This window comes from Cyclobacterium plantarum (assembly GCF_011290685.1).
GTDB classification, from domain to species: Bacteria; Bacteroidota; Bacteroidia; order Cytophagales; family Cyclobacteriaceae; genus Cyclobacterium; species Cyclobacterium plantarum.
This window is the reverse complement of the sequence record NZ_JAANYN010000004.1, coordinates 207,689-225,403: the sequence shown is the minus strand read 5'-3', so window position 1 is coordinate 225,403 and position 17,715 is coordinate 207,689. Positions and strand designations below refer to the sequence as shown.

Annotated in this window: 12 protein-coding genes; 7 read left to right on the top strand and 5 right to left on the bottom strand. The window is 42.2% G+C overall.

All coding sequences use genetic code 11. The features are described 5' to 3' along the window. Positions 1-39: 39 nt before the first annotated feature. The 7 genes from G9Q97_RS11100 (at position 40) to G9Q97_RS11070 (ending at position 13,338) form a co-directional block, all read left to right on the top strand. Positions 40-3,126, top strand: a complete 3,087-nt coding sequence (locus G9Q97_RS11100) for a PVC-type heme-binding CxxCH protein (RefSeq protein ID WP_166146827.1) — start codon at positions 40-42, stop codon at positions 3,124-3,126. A 154-nt stretch (positions 3,127-3,280) separates the two neighbouring features. Continuing rightward, entirely contained in the window at positions 3,281-8,956 is a 5,676-nt protein-coding gene (locus tag G9Q97_RS11095) for a T9SS type B sorting domain-containing protein (protein WP_166146826.1), read from the top strand. Then, positions 8,953-9,984, top strand: coding sequence for a PorP/SprF family type IX secretion system membrane protein (locus G9Q97_RS11090; protein WP_166146824.1), 1,032 nt, complete (start codon positions 8,953-8,955; stop codon positions 9,982-9,984). The genes G9Q97_RS11095 and G9Q97_RS11090 overlap by 4 nt, the downstream gene beginning before the upstream one ends. Positions 9,985-10,083: 99 nt before the next feature. Then, positions 10,084-11,373 carry a tyrosine--tRNA ligase gene (gene tyrS, locus G9Q97_RS11085; RefSeq protein ID WP_166146822.1) on the top strand — a complete coding sequence of 430 codons (1,290 nt, stop codon included), beginning with the start codon at positions 10,084-10,086 and terminating at the stop codon, positions 11,371-11,373. A gap of 52 nt (positions 11,374-11,425) precedes the next feature. Beyond that, positions 11,426-12,124, top strand: coding sequence for a TetR/AcrR family transcriptional regulator (locus G9Q97_RS11080; protein WP_166146820.1), 699 nt, complete (start codon positions 11,426-11,428; stop codon positions 12,122-12,124). Positions 12,125-12,234: 110 nt separating this feature from the next. Next, the gene (locus G9Q97_RS11075; RefSeq protein ID WP_166146818.1) at positions 12,235-12,432 is read left to right on the top strand and encodes a hypothetical protein; all 198 of its coding nucleotides are present in this window, start codon (positions 12,235-12,237) and stop codon (positions 12,430-12,432) included. Between the two features lie 138 nt (positions 12,433-12,570). Next, positions 12,571-13,338, top strand: a complete 768-nt coding sequence (locus G9Q97_RS11070) for an SDR family NAD(P)-dependent oxidoreductase (protein WP_166146816.1) — start codon at positions 12,571-12,573, stop codon at positions 13,336-13,338. Here G9Q97_RS11070 and G9Q97_RS11065 read toward each other — a convergent pair whose 3' ends face one another. From G9Q97_RS11065 to G9Q97_RS11045, 5 genes are all read right to left on the bottom strand, one after another. Beyond that, a complete protein-coding gene (locus tag G9Q97_RS11065) occupies positions 13,339-14,295 on the bottom strand; it encodes a YihY/virulence factor BrkB family protein (RefSeq protein ID WP_166146814.1) in 957 nt (318 codons plus the stop codon). An 86-nt stretch (positions 14,296-14,381) separates the two neighbouring features. After that, positions 14,382-14,939 (bottom strand): 1-acyl-sn-glycerol-3-phosphate acyltransferase, encoded by a 558-nt coding sequence (locus G9Q97_RS11060; RefSeq protein ID WP_166146812.1) that lies wholly within the window; start codon positions 14,937-14,939, stop codon positions 14,382-14,384. Beyond that, complete coding sequence (locus tag G9Q97_RS11055) at positions 14,936-15,739, bottom strand: patatin-like phospholipase family protein (RefSeq protein WP_166146810.1); 804 nt, start codon at positions 15,737-15,739, stop codon at positions 14,936-14,938. Before G9Q97_RS11055 ends, G9Q97_RS11060 begins: the two co-directional genes overlap by 4 nt. A 59-nt stretch (positions 15,740-15,798) precedes the next feature. Next, complete coding sequence (locus G9Q97_RS11050) at positions 15,799-16,746, bottom strand: acetyl-CoA carboxylase carboxyltransferase subunit alpha (protein WP_166146808.1); 948 nt, start codon at positions 16,744-16,746, stop codon at positions 15,799-15,801. 87 nt (positions 16,747-16,833) lie between these two features. Next, positions 16,834-17,487, bottom strand: a complete 654-nt coding sequence (locus tag G9Q97_RS11045) for an ABC transporter ATP-binding protein (RefSeq protein WP_166146806.1) — start codon at positions 17,485-17,487, stop codon at positions 16,834-16,836. Positions 17,488-17,715: the final 228 nt, after the last annotated feature.

The window sequence follows — 17,715 nt, the reverse complement described above, 5'->3', positions numbered from 1 at the left end:
TAATGGCATTTTACAACCTGGCATTACCCTATACTTCAAATGATTAGCTTTACATCCTTTTTCCTGCCTGAAAATGGCTTTCCTGCCTTAATATTTCTATTGGGAATTTCCCTGATTCATCAGGGTTGCCAGGAAAAAAAATTTGCGCACCCTATTGCTGCCAACGAGGATGTGGCACGATACATGGAAAATTTTGAAGGCAGAGGTGACCTTACCGATCCCAATTCGGCTCCTACTGATCCTGCCGAGGCAGTGAGGGCTTTTCAGTTACCCGGAGATCTTGAGTTAGAGCTGGTATTGAGCGAACCTGATATCGTCCAGCCCATCCACATGAGTTTTGACCACCGGGGAAGGCTTTGGGTGGTGCAGTATCACCAATACCCCTATCCTGAAGGATTAAAAATTACGTCTATAGATAACCATACCCGCGTCAGTTTTGACAAGCAGCCAGAAGCCCCGCCAGAGGGAGCAAATGGTGCAGATAAAATCAGCGTATTTGAAGACAGCAATGGAGATGGTACTTATGACAAGTCATTTGATGCCATCAGCGGTTTAAATATTGCCACGGCAGTAGCCCTGGGCCGAAGCAAAATTTGGGTAATGAACCCTCCTTATCTTTTGGCTTTTCCGGACCCCAATGGGGATGGTCTGCCGGATGCTGATCCTGAGGTACATCTGGAGGGCTTTGGCCTTCAGGATACCCATGCCGTCGCCAATAGCCTCCACTGGGGTCCGGATGGATGGCTTTATGGCGTACAGGGAAGCACTACCTCTTCCAGGATCCAATCCAAAAATAGTGAACCGGTGGAATTTAAGGGTCAGGCTATTTGGAGGTACCAGCCGGAAAAACAAGAATTTGAGCTTTTTGCCGAAGGAGGTGGAAACAATCCCTTTTATCTGGAATTTGACCGCAAGGGACGTATTTTTTCAGGATCCAATGGTTACGGAAGAGGCCCCTACTACAAACAAGGAGCCTATTACGTGAAAAGTTGGGGCAAACATGGTGCCCTTACCAACCCGTTTGCTTTTGGACATTTACCAAATATGCCTTTGGCCGGTGAAAATAAAAGGTTTACGCATGCTGTCATGATGTATGAAGCAGCTCTATTGCCGCCAAAATACCAAAACAAAATGATGGCCCTTAACCCCTTGCACAATTACATACAATTGACAGAACTCCAAGAAAATGGATCCTCATTTTCCAATAAGGATATAGGCTTCCTGGTCGAAACAGCAGACAAATGGTTCAGACCTGTTGACATCAAGACAGGTCCTGACGGAGCAGTGTACATCGCCGATTGGTATGACAGCAGGCTTTCGCATGTGGACCCCAGAGATACCTGGCATAAAAATAGCGGGAGAATATACCGAATCAAGCCATTTGATCACGCCCTAAACATGGCTTCCTTTGATTTTAGCAAAGCAAATTTTTCAGAGCTGGTCACCTGGTTGCAACATCCAAATAAGTGGTTCCGGCAACAGGCCTTAAGGCAATTTGCAGACCGGAAAGACAAAAATGCCCTGCCCGAATTGCTGCCTTTATTCAATTCTGAAGATCCCCAGGATGCTTTGGAAGCATTGTGGGCCATTCATCTGTCCAATGGCTTTACAGGGGATTTTGTAAGGCAAGCCCTGCAACACCCTGATCCCCAAGTCCAAATGTGGACCATCAGGCTGTTGGGGGACCAGAAATCAATCCCCGATGACGTTTTTCCCACTTTTCTCCAATTGGCCACCAAGCGTTCCTCTCCGGAAGTGATCAGCCAGTTCGCTTCCACCATCAAAAGAATACCCACAAAACAGGCACTTCCCGCTTTGGAAGCCCTACTACTCCTTAAATTGGATCCAAACGATCCGGATATCCCCCTTTTGATATGGTGGGCAATGGAATCCCAGGTTACGAAAAATCTTTCCGCAGTTTTAGCATGGTGGGATAATCCGGCCAACTGGCAAAACCCCATCATCAAAAGCCACCTGGCAGGACGCATGGTGCAGCGCCTGGTTATGGGAAATCACTATGAGGCAGCTGCCGGTTTCCTGGCAAAATCTCCCAATGAATCCTTTGATCAGGTCCTTGTGAATGGATTCTATGAAGGGATGGTAGGAAGGGATCTGAGCACGGTCCCTCCCAGGCTTTTGGAAGAAATTGCCGCAAAAGAAAAGGAGAATACGCCCTTCCAACTGGAATTGAAAACCGGCGATTTTGATCATCTTCCGGATGCACTACAATTGGTTCGTGACGAAAACCAATCTCTGAAACACAGACTAAATCTCATTTCACTTTTTGGAGAAATAAAAGCCCCGGAAACTGTACCTGTTTTATTGGATTTGATAAAATCAGGAGACAATCCCAGTGCTTTAAAACAGGCAGCAATACACAGCCTGAAGAATTTTAATCAGGCTGAAATCGGGAAAGAGATGGCGGCCATCTATCCGGGTATCAGGGGGGACAGCTATGTCAGGGAGGAAGCTATCCGTTTGTTTTCCAGTCGCCCCGAATGGGCAAATGCCTTTTTCCATGAAATCACAGAAACTAAAGTAATTCATAAAGAAGATGTTCCTTACCAGTTGATAAGAAATTTCTATGCATTAGAAACCGATGCCATAAAGGGTAAGGCAGCCCAAATCTGGCCTGAAAGTAAGCCTCTGGACGCTGCGCAAATAAATGAAAGCATCAAGCACTGGAAAGAAACTGTTTCCAGGGACAATGGAAACGCGGTGGCCGGCAAACAACTGTTTGTCAACAAATGCGGCAGCTGTCATCGGCTGGGAGAAGGGGGAGGCGATATTGGTCCTGATTTAGGCGGTTACGACCGTACAAACCTAGATTACTGGTTATTGCATACCATAAATCCCAATGCAGATATACGGGAAGGCTATGAGACCATGGAACTTACCCTTAAGGATGGAAGAACTGTAGTGGGAAAGCTGGTAAAAGATGAGGGGGGGATCAAATATCTGGTACCTCCTTTGGGTGGGAAAGGTGAATTTATATCAGATACTGATATCCGAAACATCAAGTTGAGTCAAAGGTCTGTAATGCCGGAAAGGTTGTTTGAAGAACTTCAGGAAGAGCAGGTAAGGGATCTGCTGGCCTATATTCTAAACCCTTTAATAAAAAACTAAAGGTATTATCGATTTATAAAATCTATTGCTTAATTTTATTGCGTCAATTCATGTTATAATCAATATTTTGTATTTTAGATAATTAAAACTATTTTTTGTCGTGAATTTTTTGTATAAAAGTTTGATTTTTTATCAAAGAGCTAGATTAAAATTTTTGTTATACACAACACTGGTCGTAGTTTTGACCAGCACTGTTTTGCTGCAAACTCAGGGTAAAGATTGGATGTTGTTTTTGCCCATTACCGTTACAGGTCAGGAGGAAGTAAAAATCTTTTATGATGAAGGCCTGGTAATCACCCTGGACATGCTTACCATTGATTATGATGGGGATCCTGGAGATTTATCTCTACAGGTTTTAGAAGGACCAGGATACAATCGAACAGGAAACACCATTAACCGGACTATAGAATACGATAAAGAATGGAGTGCTGCCGGAGAAGAAATCCTGGTAAATGTGAGGGTATCGGACGTATCGGGTGATTTCGACGATTATGAACTAAGGATACTGGTCATCCCTCCCCTGACCCACACCAGATATGATGAAAAGCCCTGCATGGGTATAGTTACTTTAGAAGTTAAGGCATATCAACCTTTCCCTGGAATTCCTTCACAGTCATTTCCTGTTAATTTTACCTTATTAGATTTGGATGGGAATATTATTCAAGAACAAATTTTCACAAGTTCTTTTCCTGGTCAGGGAACAGCCTCAGCTAGTTTTGATTTTGAAGAATTGGATCTAAGTAGAATAGCGAATTATGATATTATAGTTGAGGACAATTTGGGTAGAGTTTTCACCAAGCAGATTGGTCCACTAGGCGAGCCTTATTCTATAAATTTTGACATTAATGTATCCGGTCCATTATGTGCAGAAGATCCCGGAGGAGTTGTAGAATTTATTTTTTATAATGCTGAAGTACCTTTAACATCATTTATAATTTATGATGAGGAAGATAACATCGTATCGGACACTTATAATATAGTCAGTCTTACAACTGATTATTTGGTTATTAATTCTGATAATATAGGAAACGGAAAGTTCACGATGGAAGTGATTGATAGGCTTGGTTGTAGTGGTACTGAGGAATTTGAAATTGTATTACCTGAACCCATAATTGTAGAGGAAAGTATTCAAAACTTATCCTGTTTTGGGGCTAATGATGGAGAAATAGTCCTTTCCATTAGCGGAGGCTGGTCTCAACCCTTTGAGGGCAGTCCCTTTGAAACAGCGAGGAATTATTCAATCCACTGGTTCGCTTTATCCGGTGACAAAATTGGTACCGAATCCAATATCCCAATTGAAAAGGACGGTGAAATCCTTGGTATGGAAAGCACCCTTTCCAACTTACCAGAAGGGAGTTATTATGCTGTAATCCAAGAAAGTGTGCGCCGGTTTGAAATCCCGGATGCAGCTCCCTTGCTATGTACTATTGTTACCCCCACTTTTATTGTAGAAGGACCTGATCCCCTCGAGTTAAATGCTAATTTTAATCCTATTTCCTGCAATGGAGCCGGCGATGGCATTGTCACTATTGCTCCAACGGGAGGTACTGAAGCCTATACCATAGCCTGGTATGAGGGGAATTTTGCTGACCTTACCGTACCGGATCCGACCGGTTTGAATGAATTGACGGCGCAGGCAGGTGATGATGCCATGCAGCGGCAAGGTCTGGAAGCGGGGGATTATGCAGTTTTACTGACCGATGCCAATGGCTGTATGATCGCAGAAAATTTCACCATAGAAGAACCTGACCCTTTATCCATGATTGAGCGGGCAGACCTTAGGGTAGACGTGCAGTGTTTTGGGGAAGAAACAGGCTTGATTGTATTGGAAGTAGATGGACCCACTACTGGACCTTATTTTTTTGAGGCATTTAGGGACGGTGCTTCAGAAGGAATTAAAGAGGATCCAATAGTTTCTCTTGGATTCGGCGAAGTATTCATTTCAGACCTGCCCGCAGGTAATTACCGTTTGGTGGTCACGGATGCCAAGGGCTGTACTTTTGAAATCAACGACATCCTTATCGATCAACCCGATACGGGATTAATAATTGAAGAGCCGGTCATTTCTGACTATAATGGATTTCAGATCTCCTGTCCCGGTCAGAATGATGGGAGCATTGAATTGGAAATTACCGGCGGAGAAGGTGCACTGGACTACCTCTGGACCGGACCGGATGGCTTTGAATCCACTGAAAAGGATATTTTTGATTTGGCTCCGGGACAGTATCAATTCATCGTTACCGATGAGAACAATTGTACCGCAACTATCGGATCAGTAGAACTTATCGCTCCTACCCCCATCACCCTAAACGAAGTCATCCCGAATTACAATGGTTTCGAGATCAGTTGTACTGGCAGTGCAGATGGCAGTATCAATCCTGATCCAGCTGGCGGCACAGGTGCGTTTACCTTTAGTTGGGCAGGGCCTGACGGATTCAGCTTCACGGATCCAATCATAGAAAATTTAAGCCCCGGGTCTTATGAACTGACCATTACAGATTCGAATGGATGTATACTTGAATCCAGTTATTTGCTGGAAGAACCGGTGGAATTGATCATCGAAGAGATTCCAGACGAAAGGGTAAATATCACTTGCTTTGGGGATGATACCGGAGCCATTGCAATAGCATTAACCAGTCTTTCGGTTCCACCCTATGAAATACAGCTTGGTGAAATGGGCGAAACTGTGCCCCTTAGGACCATTAATGATTTTGTGTCGGATAGGCTGGATCTGGCCAACCTGGTTGCTGGAAATTATTGGGTTCGGGTCACTGATTCTAACGGCTGTAGCAAAATCATCGAAGACATTCCCATAGTGCAACCGGAAAATGGTCTTGAATTAACCAATGTATCGGTTTCTGATTACAACGGTTTTGAAATCTCTTGTAACGGAGCCAACGATGGTTTTATATCGTTTGAGGTAGAAGGTGCACAAGGTGCAGTGGCTTTATCCTGGTCTGGTCCGGATGGTTTTACCTCTGCAAGCAATACCCTTTCTGATTTGGCACCGGGAAATTATGAATTGACTGTATCTGACGAATCAGGATGTTCTTTGACAGAGACCTTTGGGATTACAGAACCTGAAGCCTTGAGTTTAACCGATGAAGTCTCAGATTTCAATGGTTTTGGCATCCAATGTAATGGTGGAAATGAGGGTTTTATCCATCTGCTCATTTCAGGTGGAAATGAACCAATAAACGTTAATTGGACAGGCCCGGATGGCTTTACTTCCAATGATACCTCCCTGGAAAACCTGGTTACCGGTGTGTATGAGGTGTTGATTTCCGACCAAAACGGCTGCCAGATAAATAGCAGTTACAACCTTACTGAACCTGAGAGTCTGCAAATAGTTGAATTGGTCGATGAAAAAGAAAATGTTGCCTGTTTTGGACAGGAAACGGGAAGATTAGGGGTTAGCCTTAGCGGACCTTCAGCTGGCCCCTACCTGTTTAGTCTGGAAAATCAAGATGGAAGTATCAGCCGTGAAACAGCGCCAACCACGGACATCAACTGGATAGTTGACAACCTACCAGCGGGCAACTACACCGTGCGGGTTACGGATGCCAATGGGTGTTTTCAGGAATTGACTGGGCTGCTTATCAGTCAGCCAGATGAAGGTGTACAGATTGAATCCACTGAATTGTCCTCCTTTAACGGTTTTAATATCAGTTGTTTTGGTGCTGCTGATGGCTTCATTGAAGTTACGGTAGCCGGAGGGTCTGGAAATTATACATTTGAGTGGACCGGGCCTGAGGGCTTTTCATCAGATCAACTCAGAATTTCTAATTTAAGCCCAGGCACTTACCAGCTTACTGTTACCGATGAAAATGGCTGCGCAGTCAATTCTGATGAATTGGAGATACTTTCCCCTGAGCCACTTGATTTGAATGCTACAATCAGTAGTATCAATGGTTTTGAGATCAGTTGTTTTGGAGCGAATGATGGACGTATTTCTCTAGCTGCTACCGGTGGCACCGAGAATTTCACCATTTCGTGGACAGGTCCCAACAATTTCACTTCCGCTGCCACCGAAATATCCGGATTATCTCCGGGAATTTATGAAGTGCTGCTGGTTGATGAAAATGGATGTGAGGCAAGGGAAAGCTTTCCTGTCAATGAGCCGGATTTGCTGGAAGTAACTTTGCTGGAAACGGAAGATGTGCTTTGCTTTGGAGAAGCCACCGGGAGCATTGCTGTAGCAGTAACGGGAGGGGTAACTGATACCTATGTGTTTGATTGGTCACGAGATGGTGCAGCAATTGACATGAGCTCTCAAAACCTGGAAAATATTCCTGCTGGCAACTACTCCCTTAGCGTCACAGATGCCAATGGTTGTATAGGCATCTTACCCGAAATTCAGATTCTCCAGCCGGACGCTGCCCTTGAAGCCACACTCAACCAAACCCCTGTATCCTGTTTCAACGCCAATGATGCCAACCTTTCTGTTGACATAACCGGGGGTGAAGCCCCCTACCAGGTCAGTTGGAACATTGGCTCCACACAAACAGAATTTTCGGGGATAGGTCCTGGCTTTTATCAGGTTACGGTAACCGATGCAAACGGCTGCAGGCTGGTAAGGGAAACAACCATTGAGGATGTACCGGTTTTTGATGTATCCCCGGAAGTAAATCAAATATCTTGCAATGGGGCTGCGGATGGGAGCATTTTGCTCAACCTGGAAGGAGGGGAGGCTCCTGTAAGGGCCATATGGGATCATGGCCCTGAGCAATCGGCTATCTATAACCTTGGACCAGGAACATACAGCGTACTACTGGAAGATGCAAAAGGTTGTACCATTCAACGGTCATTCAACATTGTGGAGCCTGATATTTTGGTGGTAGTGGAGCAAATCCAGGATGCCCTATCCTGTGAAGATGGTCAAAGTGGAGCAATCAACCTGATAGTTTCAGGGGGCACCCCTCCCTACAACTACGAATGGAGCAATGGAGCCAACACTGCGGGAATTTCAGGATTAACCAATGGAACCTATTCCGTAGATATTACAGACCAATCCGGATGTTTTGTCAGTCAAACTTTCAGGGTAAACAGACCCACTCCAATTACTATAGATATGGTATCCACTACCTCCATTGAATGCGAACCCCGGGGGATCAGTGAAACATTCGAAATCAATGTAGCCGGCGGAGTAGCACCCTACACTATTGAATGGAGCAATGGTGAAGTGTTTGATGAGGGTTACCGCATGAATACCGATGAACCCGGAACTTATGCAGTCACGGTTACAGATGGCTATGGCTGCACCCAAAACAAAAGTTTTGATGTTGAAAATAGCCAGGTTTTGGTGGATGGAGATTATATTTCAGCCTCTTTTGACAGCTATGGAGAAGACCTTGTCAACTTTGATGTGCAATTTATCAACAACAGCAGTGGAAATATCGACAGCTATTACTGGGATTTTGGTGACGGGAACAACAGTCTTGAAGATAGTCCCATACATCGGTATCAGGAAGCGGGCATATATGAAGTTAATTTGACTGCCTATGATTTCTGGAATTGTAGCTCTACAACAACATTTGAAATTGAAATATTGGATTACTTTCTGAAGGTCCCGAATGTGTTCAGCCCTAACGGGGATGGGATCAATGATTATTTCTTTCCCAAATTCCTTTATATTGAAGAGATTTCTTTTACCATCATGAACAAATGGGGTGAAATACTTTTCCATACCGAAGAAATAGATTCCAGGGGATGGGATGGCAGCTATCGGGGACAACAATCCACACCCGGGAATTATGTTTACAAATTGAATTTTACTACCACCGATGGGAGGGAATTTTCGGACACCGGTGCATTGATGCTTTTGAAATGAAAAACGTATGGACCATAGGAATAGCATGTCTCTGCCTGATTACAGGCTGGAATAAAGCCCTGGGGCAGGATTTTCATTTCACCCAGTTTTATGCTGCTCCCCTAAACCTGAGTCCGGCCTTCGCCGGCGCCATGGAAACCAGCAGAGTAGGGCTAAATTACCGCAAACAATGGCCGGGTTTGGGTTATGATTTTAATGCAGCAGGATTTTACTTCGACACCTACCTGGACAAATCCAATGTGGGTATAGGGCTGTCTGCCTCACAGTTTACAGAATCTTTTTTAAGCATAAGGTCTGCAGATATTGCTGGATACATTTCCTACAGGTTAAAATTGGGAGATGAAAGCTTCTTACGGTTTGGTGGACAATTTGGTGTTGTAAACCGAAGCCTAACACTAGAGGAGTTGGTTTTTGGTGACCAGATTGATTTGTTAAACCGTACCGTCAATCCCACTACTATTGACAGGCTTCCGGGAGAAGACAGCAATTGGTATCCGGACCTTTCATTTGGGGCATTGCTTCAGGTTCCGGACTTTTGGTTGGGGATCAGCAGCCACCATGTCACCAGGCCAAATATTGGCTTTTTAGATAATGGCATTGGCAATAATCTCCCCATTAAATGGGGTGTACATGGAGGATATGTCAAAAACCTGGACAACAGGATGTTCAAAACCTATCCCATTAGAAAGGTGTTTTCGGTATCCTTCAATTACAAAAGACAAGGCACTTTTCAACAAATAGAATTGATTCCACAGTTGCAGGTAGAAAATTTCATCGGAGGTTTGGGATTTAGAAACATTACCCGATTCAATGATTTGCCAGACCAAAATTCGATCAATGCCGTTCTGGGATTTAACCTGCCAAGCGGTATCACCATGGCATATAGCTATGATTACATGTTGAATAGGTTCAGCAATCCGGCCCATGTCTCCCATGAAATTTCCATCTATTTTACTGATCTGAAAAAGAAATCTTTGAGGGATACGCTTTTGCCTTGTCCTCCCGGAAATGCCAATTGGAATTATTAAAAATGGATGAATGCGAAATTCAGCCATAATAAACCCTATTCATTCCTTCAATTTCCCCGGATGCCTTATATTTGCGGACGCATTTAAAAAGCCTACAACATGAATGATTTTATAGCAGAGCTAAAGTGGCGGGGAATGCTACAGGACATGACCCCGGGTATAGAGGAACATTTGAGAAAAGGAAGGGCTGCAGCCTATCTGGGTTTTGACCCCACAGCTGATTCTCTCCATATCGGTCATATGGTAGGTGTAATGACCCTGGTTCATTTTCAGCGCTCAGGAAACCAGCCAATGGCCCTTATAGGTGGGGCTACCGGAATGATCGGAGATCCCTCTTTTAAATCTACCGAAAGAAGCCTGCTGGATAAAGCTACTCTTGACCAAAACATCGCCGGCATCAGGAAGCAACTGGAAAAATTTTTAGACTTCGATGCATCAAGTGAAAACAAAGCCATTTTGGTCAACAATTATGACTGGATGGCTCAATTTTCTTTTCTGGAATTCATCCGGGATGTAGGCAAACACATTACTGTCAATTACATGATGGCGAAAGATTCAGTAAAAAGAAGACTGGAGGAAGGAAATGGTCTTTCATTCACTGAATTTACCTATCAATTGATTCAGGGTTATGATTTTTACCATTTGTGGAAGCACAATGACTGCAGCATTCAGCTTGGGGGATCAGATCAATGGGGAAACATTGTCACAGGAACAGAACTGATCAGAAAGAAAGCAGGTGGAGAAGCCTTTGCACTAACCGTGCCCTTGATTACCAAGGCAGATGGCAGCAAATTCGGTAAATCCGAAGGAGGCAATGTGTGGCTGGATCCGGAAAAAACCTCTCCTTATGCTTTTTATCAATTCTGGTTGAATGTCTCTGATGAAGATGCAACACGCTATATTCGGATTTTCACTACTCTGGATAAATTGGCCATTGAAACACTGGAAAAAAAACATGCTGAAGCTCCCCATCAGCGGCTTTTACAGAAGACTATTGCTCAGGAAATCACTTGTATGGTTCATGGAGAGGATGAATACCAAATGGCATTAAAAGCATCCGGGATTCTTTTTGGAAATTCTTCTCTGGAAGATCTTTCCAAATTGGATGAAAGAACGTTTTTGCAGGTATTTGACGGGGTACCGGTAATGAAAATAGACAGGAAAACTTTCGATTCCATAGAAAATGTATTGGAACTTCTTTGTTTCGATAAAACCATTTTCAGTTCGAAAGGGGAAGCCAGGAAGCTTATACAGGGAGGAGGCCTTTCAATCAATAAAACAAAGGTTGCTGATCCCCAGGAATCCATTCAAGTACCTTTGCTTCAGGGAAAATACCTACTGGTGCAGAAAGGGAAAAAAAATTACTACCTCATCACGGTTCAGTCTTAAATTCATTTACCTCCGGGTATCTTAACTAAAGTTCAACAAAACCCAAATAAATATGGGGGTTTACGAAAGACAACAAAAAGAAAAAAAAATCCTTGAGGCAGCTTTCCAATTATTTGGACAGAAAGGTTTTCACGGCACCAAAGTAGAGGATGTGGCTAAAAGGGCCAAAATAAGCAAGGGTCTGGTCTATTTTTATTTTAAAAGTAAGGAAGACTTATACATGGCCATCACCAGGAAAGGTATAGATGAATTAAAGGATATGATTTTTAAATCCTTCGGAAAGGCCAAGGAAAAAACAGGCCTGGACGTGATGACAGATTTGGTGGAGGGCTACTTTACTTTTGCTCAGGAAAAAAAAGTGTACCATGATGCCTTGTTGTATTTTTTATCTACGCTGAATCAATACCATCTGGACAAGGAAAAGGTTAATCCCCTGCTTTTGGATAGTCAGTATTTTAATAAGTTGCTACAAAGCCATCATGACCTGGCAAAATTAGGGATCAAAGCCATCTCTCAAGGGATCAAAGATGGAAGCATAGGACCTGATCTTCAGGCAGAAAGCACATTTTACACGCTATGGAGCATGATGATTGGCTATTGTCAGCTAAGTGGCTCTATCCGGCTAGAACCCTCCGATATCAGGATCAATTCAGAAAGCTGGAAAAATGGATTTTTAAAATTGTTCTTTGAAATTCTGAAAGGCAGTGATAACCCCTATAAAAGCCCACCGGTGCAGGGCAAGTTATTTTAGTTTTGAAAACAATACGGCATGCAAATGGTTTTTTTGAAATAAAACCATAGTACCGAAGGGTTAGGCACCTTTCTTGTACCTATAGTTAATAAAAACTTAAAAAGCATCTCATGGATTTATTGATAGGAGCACTATTTGTATTGGCCATAATATTGGCCCTTTTCTTAATATTTAAGCGAATATTTAACAGAAAAAAAGGTAAAGTTGATGCCAGTCAGGAAATTTCCTCCAAAGAAGTTTTAGGGAAGGAAGTTTCAAACATGGAAGACAATCCTGAATCCCAGAAAAAGCGTGAAAATAAAGAATAATTTTGATTCTGAGACATCACGGCTAATATCTTTTAAATATTGTTGATTCATCAATTATTTGTTTCAATAATGGATATTTATTGGTATTAATCACTTAAATTGGCTTTATAATTTCCTCTCTTTAGATAGTCATTTCTTATGGATTTAAGTTCATTATTTTCTTTACAGGATAAAGTAGCTATTGTTACAGGCGCAAGTCGGGGTATAGGTTTTTCTATAGCCCATTTTTTTGCTGCAGCGGGGGCAAAAGTGGTGATCAATAGTAGAAATCAGGATAGATTGGATGAAGCCACACATAAATTAAGGGAAAAAGGTTATGAGGTTTTTGGTATAGCCAATAACATTGGATATCCGGATGACAGGCAAAACCTGATTAATCAAACCATAGAAAAATATGGCCAAATTGATATACTGGTTAATAATGCTGCGACCAATCCGATTTTCGGGCCTATTGAGGAAACAGATTTAAATTTGTTTGACAAGGTCCTTGACGTGAACGTAAAGGCACCCTACGAACTTTCCAAATTGAGTTTACCGTTTTTAAGGCAATCCTCGGCCGCATCAATTATCAATATCAGTTCAATAAGTGGTTTATCACCTGAAAAAGGCCTTGGATTGTATAGTATCAGCAAGGCAGCGCTGATTTCGCTGACCAAGGTTTTTGCCAAAGAATGGGGGACCTACGATATCAGGGTGAATGCTATCTGTCCAGGCTTGATCAAAACCAAATTTTCTGAAGTATTGTGGTCCGATGAAACTATCAGAGAAAAATTCTTAGCCGATCTTCCACTAAAACGCATAGGTGAGGAAGAGGAAATCGGATCGATGGCTTTGTTTCTGGCTTCTCAGGCCTCAGGCTATACTACAGGCGCTGTTTTTACGGTAGACGGTGGTTTTAATGCCTGATTACTTTGGATTGGCATCGTTTTCACATTCTTCATCTTCTCCATTTTCTTCTACTACCCTAATTCTTACCGCCTGTTTGATGGGAACAATTTGCCCCCCTACATTTTCAGCAATAAAATAGGTCAATTGGGCACCAAAAAGAAAAATAAGTACAGAATAATAAACCCAAATCAAGACCACTACCAGAGAACCTGCAGTACCATAATAACTTCCCACATCTGCATTACCCATATAGAGGCCTATCAGGTATTTGCCCAGTCCAAACAAGGCCATGGTAACAAAAGCACCCAACCAGACATCTCTCCATTTTACGACTGCATCCGGAAGGATTTTGTACATTAGACCAAAAATCAATACAAGAATTGACTGTGTAACAAAAAAATTAATTACTGACGCCAATTTTAAAGTACCCGTATCAAAAACTTCAGAAAAATAATTCAGGAATATTACGATCAGGGCATCTGCCAGCAATGACACCAATAGTAGGAAACCTATAGAAGCTACCATAGAAAAACTTAGCAAGCGGTTAATCACGAACTTTAAAAAGCCACGCTCAGGTTTTGATTTAATGTGCCAAATATGATTAATGCTGTTTTGAAGGCTAACAAAAACGGTGGTTGCAGAGAATATTAAGATCCCTATCCCCAAAATCCGGGTATAAACTTTTTGCCCACTAATAGAAACATTTTTCATGACATCATCCAAAGTCTGGGCACTTTCTTCCCCAATCAAACCGGAAACCTGGGCGAGTAGCTCATCCTTGACGGTATCTGCACTGTAAAGTACCGAGGCAATATTCAATACGATGATCAACAGGGCTGGCAAGGAAAAAATGGTGTAAAAAGCGGTTGAAGCGGCAAAAGTGACCGAATCACTTTTGCCAAATTCCTTGACACTATCGATGATGATTTCAAAAAAAGAAAACCGCTTTAAACTTTTAATTCTACTCTTTATCATTATTCAAACAAATTGCATAAAAGGAATTCAGTGAAAATCACCAAAAATCATACCTTAAATGGCAAATCAATTTGAATAATAAAACTTTAGCGAATTCCCTGCTCCGGATGCTTGCCGGTAATGGTTCTTCCAAATGCCTTCATTTCTTCCATTTGCTCTTCCATTTTACCATTTGGCCTGACCACAGGTCCAATGCCTGCCAGCTTTCTTTTATAATCTAAAAAACCAACTACTATGGGCACATCCGCACCTGAAGCAATATGGTAAAAGCCGGTCTTCCAACGGGGAGCATAACTTCTGGTTCCTTCGGGAGTCACCATTACCACCAATTCCTCTCTCTCCTTTAACATCTGGATCATGGCCTCCGTATAGGTCTGTTTCCTCCTTCCGGGCATTCTTTTGCGGTCAATTGAAATCCCTCCTAATGATTTGATCAACCAACCCAGAGGACCCACCATTACCTCTTTTTTGATGGTAAACCTAACGGGTACGTCCATTAGAAAAAAAGCAGACCTCGCATAAAGTAAATCCCAGTTACTGGTATGGGGAATAGCGATCAAAACAGCTTTCTTTACTCCATCGGGCCATTCACCCGAAATTTTCCAGCCTGAAATCCAAAATATAAATTTTGCAAGTAACTTCATTGTTTTGTAGGATGGTAGTCCTCATTTTTTAGACCTGATAATTGAGGGTTTTGTTCAAGAAACTGTCTGCCGGCATTGAGCCCGGCTGCATAGATTTCTTTTGCCTTTTTGATTTCCAATACTCCATATCTGGCCAAACCAGGTGGATCTATGAAATAATCACACATACTTTTTCTACTGTAGACATTGTAATTCATCGACATGATGACAGTCCTCTCAATAAGCCCCTTGATATGACTGATGTTTTGAAGTATGGGTAAATTGTTACAATTGATCCCTATTATGGTGTGGCATTTATCCAATAAAGGTTCTACAGGCAGGTTATTCAACACCCCCCCATCTACAAACAAGCCCTCTTCAATCAATATTGGCTCAAACATACCTGGAATACAGGAGGATGCCATCAGTCTTTTTATGAGTGGCCCCTCTGAGAAAAAAACTGTTTGGCTGTTTTGAATATTGGTAGCAGCAATAAATGCGGGTGTTTTTAAAGCTGAAAAATTATCAATAGGCAGGTATTTTGCAAATAAGCCTTCCAGAAGATCCATTTTCAACAAAGCCTTAAAACTGATGGAAGGCCTGAAAAATTTGAAATAATTGGTTTGGATGATAATGTCTAGAATATCCGCCGGCTTATGCCCATAAGCATACATTACAGCCGCAATGGCACCTGCACTACTTCCTGACAAATAGTCGGGATAAATATCCACTTCATTGAAGGCTTGCAATACACCTAAATGAGCAATTCCTCGTACTCCTCCACCGGAGAGCACGACACCTATTTTATTTTTGTTCTCCAAAATCAAGTGGTATATGTCCCTCTATATAATCCCACAGTGGGAGGATTCTTCCACCAAAATTATTCATTTACGATTCCCATGGCACAAAATTTATCAATGCGCTTTTCGATTCGCTTTTCTGGTTTCATTTTATCCAACTCAGACAGCGCAGCGATTATCTGATTTTTTATTCTAACGGCCATATCCTGCATGTTTCTGTGTGCCCCGCCTAAAGGTTCTTCTATGATGGCATCAATGAGTCCGTTTTCCTGCATGTCTGGCCCTGTGAGTTTCAAGGCCTCTGCTGCTTGTTCTTTATAGTCCCAGCTCCTCCATAAAATGGAAGAACAAGATTCCGGAGAAATGACAGAATACCAGGTGTTTTCCAACATGTATACCTTGTCTCCTATAGCTATTCCCAATGCACCTCCAGAGGCTCCTTCACCAATGATGATACAAATAACAGGAACCTTCAACTTAAACATCTCCCTAAGGTTTTTGGCAATGGCTTCTCCTTGTCCCCTCTCTTCAGCCTCAATTCCAGGAAATGCCCCTGGAGTATCAATCAGGGTAATGATAGGCTTATTGAATTTTTCTGCCAATTTCATTAATCGGAGGGCTTTTCGGTAGCCTTCAGGATTGGCCATCCCAAAATTTCTTTCTTGCCTTTGCTTGGTATTCCTTCCTTTCTGCTGGCCGATAAACATGACTGTCCTACCGTTGATGTCACCCAAGCCACCAATCATTGCCTTGTCATCTTTTACCGTGCGGTCCCCAAACAACTCGATAAAATCATTGGTCATTTCATAAATATAATCCAGGGCATATGGCCGGTCACCGTGTCGGGAGAGTTGCACCCTTTGCCACCTGGTAAGGTTATAAAATGTTTCCTTTTTTAACACCTGAAGTTTTTCTTCCAGAGATTGTATATCTGCGGATAAATCAATGTTTTTTCCTTTAGCCAAATGAATCATTTCTTGAATCTTGTGCTCCAGATCAGCTATAGGTTTTTCAAATTCTAATACCATAAAGTGCATTTTTAAAGACCCAAAGTTAATTATTAATTTTTGATTCCCTGCCCCACCTTCATCAAAGATACCAAAGGAACCTGTCATTCAGGTGATAATTCTTCCATCTTTCATTGTCAGCATCCTATCTGACATTCCTGCGAGACTTTGATTATGGGTTACAATGATGAAAGACTGACCAAACTCGTCCCTTAATTTGAAAAAAAGCTCATGTAATGCCTGTGCATTCTGGGTATCGAGGTTTCCACTGGGTTCGTCAGCGAAAATCATATCGGGATTATTTACCAGGGCCCTGGCCACAGCAACTCGCTGCTGTTCCCCACCAGAAAGCTCGGCGGGTTTATGTGAAAGCCTGGAAGAAATACCCAATAATGATGCCAGCTCCTGCGTTCTTTTCCTGAGGAAGGATTCATGTTTTTTGCCAATAAGCCCTGGAATCCAAATATTTTCTTCTGCCGTAAACTCCGGTAATAAATTATGAAATTGAAAGATAAAACCAACACGGTCATTTCTGAAGGCCGCTAATTTGTCCCCATTCAACTTCAAAATATCAAATCCATCTACTTCCAATGATCCTGAATCAGCTTTGTCCAGCGTTCCTAAAATGTGAAGCAGTGTACTTTTTCCGGCCCCCGAAGCGCCGACTATAGATACAATCTCACTCTTCTGAATAGTAACATCTACTCCTTTGAGCACATGTAATTCCCCATAATATTTTTGAAGAGATTGAGCAGTTAACATATATAGCAGTCAAAATTAAAGTGTAAACCTAAACAAAGGTTTGTTGTAAAATTAATCAAAATTTTAAAAAATAAGATAAATTGTGGGGTTTAGCCGTTATTAATCAGTTATTCCGCTGGTTTTTAAAGCAATAAGCTTTAGAAACCAAACCCGAAAAAGGTAAAGATTACATGAAACACTAAAAAGCAATCTCTAAATCTTGAATTATCGGACAATTGACATTAACTT

Excerpts from the sequence above, each read along its gene's own strand:
- G9Q97_RS11100 (WP_166146827.1), top strand. The coding sequence starts at position 40 with ATGATTAGCTTTACATCCTTTTTCCTGCCTGAAAATGGCTTTCCTGCC.
- G9Q97_RS11090 (WP_166146824.1), top strand. The coding sequence starts at position 8,953 with ATGAAAAACGTATGGACCATAGGAATAGCATGTCTCTGCCTGATTACA.
- tyrS (WP_166146822.1), top strand. The coding sequence starts at position 10,084 with ATGAATGATTTTATAGCAGAGCTAAAGTGGCGGGGAATGCTACAGGAC.
- G9Q97_RS11080 (WP_166146820.1), top strand. The coding sequence starts at position 11,426 with ATGGGGGTTTACGAAAGACAACAAAAAGAAAAAAAAATCCTTGAGGCA.
- G9Q97_RS11075 (WP_166146818.1), top strand. The coding sequence starts at position 12,235 with ATGGATTTATTGATAGGAGCACTATTTGTATTGGCCATAATATTGGCC.
- G9Q97_RS11070 (WP_166146816.1), top strand. The coding sequence starts at position 12,571 with ATGGATTTAAGTTCATTATTTTCTTTACAGGATAAAGTAGCTATTGTT.
- G9Q97_RS11065 (WP_166146814.1), bottom strand. The coding sequence starts at position 14,295 with ATGATAAAGAGTAGAATTAAAAGTTTAAAGCGGTTTTCTTTTTTTGAA.
- G9Q97_RS11060 (WP_166146812.1), bottom strand. The coding sequence starts at position 14,939 with ATGAAGTTACTTGCAAAATTTATATTTTGGATTTCAGGCTGGAAAATT.
- G9Q97_RS11050 (WP_166146808.1), bottom strand. The coding sequence starts at position 16,746 with ATGGTATTAGAATTTGAAAAACCTATAGCTGATCTGGAGCACAAGATT.
- G9Q97_RS11045 (WP_166146806.1), bottom strand. The coding sequence starts at position 17,487 with ATGTTAACTGCTCAATCTCTTCAAAAATATTATGGGGAATTACATGTG.